This is a genomic window from Spiroplasma sp. hy2 (assembly GCF_044714365.1).
Taxonomy (GTDB): Bacteria; Bacillota_I; Bacilli_A; order Mycoplasmatales; family Mycoplasmataceae; genus Spiroplasma; species Spiroplasma phoeniceum.
In genome coordinates this window covers 1-1676 of sequence record NZ_RXFZ02000193.1, presented here as the reverse complement: position 1 = coordinate 1676, position 1676 = coordinate 1, and the positions used below count along the sequence as shown (strand labels likewise).

At 26.4% G+C, this 1676-nt stretch carries 1 protein-coding gene; it reads left to right on the top strand.

The window, feature by feature from the left end; genetic code table 4:
• Positions 1-89: 89 nt before the first annotated feature.
• A partial coding sequence (locus tag EHV01_RS05280) for a hypothetical protein (protein ID WP_422066543.1) occupies positions 90-1676 on the top strand: 1587 nt, incomplete at its 3' end.

Sequence of the window (1676 nt, the reverse complement as noted above, 5' to 3'; positions counted from 1 at the left end):
AAAAWAATTTACAAGATAATCATAATATTCCTATTAATGAAAGAATTAAAAACTTAGTTCAAAAAGAATATCAGAAAGGAAAATAAAATATGGCATCAATTATAGGATTACATGAAGGATTTGTTATTGGTAATGGTGTAGCAAATTTAACAAAAGAAGGACATTTATTATTATCAGCACAAGAAATGAGAGTAAAAGATATTTTATCAAACCCTGATTATTATACATTTCATCGTTTAATAGCAACAGCACAATCAAGCCCTAATATGGAAAGTGCAGATTATGCAGTTGCAATTTATACAATACCTGAACGATTATTTTATGGTGATTCAGAATGAAACCATGAAAAAGGAAACCCAAAACAAAATCAAAATGCTAAGCGTGGTCGTTTAGTAATTGATCATACTATGGGATTAAAAACACAATGAAGACGATTTGATTTATCTCGTTTAAAAAATACTGACCCATCATTACGAGGTGAATTAGTAGCAAAATGAACAGGTTCAATTACAGAGAATATGATGTTTAATTTAGAATTATACTTTTTAAAAGGTGTAATTGATAATTATATTGCTAGGTCTAAATTTAATAAAGAGTATGTTTTTGTTTATGATACAACTAAAATTAAAACTCAACAAGATGCATTAGATTTAATGTATAAATTAGGACATCGTATGACTGATGAAACACGAAAAATTAATGCATCTCAAATTGGTACAAATACTAGTGATTGAGAAATGATTTGAGAACCACATTCATATTTAGATTTAACACGAGCATATACTCAATTAATCGGTGAAAATATTTCAGCAAATACAATGGTAACAGGTACTTTATTTCAAGATAAAGTTTTAGGTTATATGGTTTCTAAATCATTATGACTTGGTCAAAATATTAAACCTTTATATGGTAAAACATCAGATGGACAATTAGAGGTTAATTTACAAGGAATGAATAGAACTCGTGGATTTGATTTATCTATTAAAAATAAAATAGAAGCATTAGTTATTCATAGAGATAATGCCGCAATGATTACTATTTTTACTGAAAATATTAGTTATGTTGATAATGATACGCAAGAACCAGCATTTACTAGTCGGGTATTATTTTCATTACCTGCTTTAACAAGACCTGAATTAGGTTTCTTAATTGTTAAAGAAATGTTTACAGAACAAGAACAAATGGATGCTATTGCTCGCTTATGAGATAATACTAATCCAACTGGTAATTCATGACAAAAATATAATGAATTTACTGGTGAATGAGAAAATGAATTAACTTATCAATTATTAGATTATGATCCAAATTATAAAGATTTTTATAATCCTACATTTAAAACTGCAATGCAAAATACTATTAACAATATTAATAACTTAATAGAAGATCAAACAACATTAAATATGGATGTTAAGAAAAAATATTATGAATTCTTTGGAATTACTCCATCTACTCCTGACAAAGCAGAGATTAAAAAATTATTTGATAAAATACTAGATAGTAATTTAACTACACCACAGAAACAAAGAATTTTAGGATTTATGCGTTCTAATATATTATTAAGTGATGGTAAAAATGATTATCCAATTCAATCAAATTCAGCAGGTATTTATTTATCAGTTAATGAAATTGTAAGTGGCGATATTTATTTACATATTAATGCAGGTATTATTGATAAT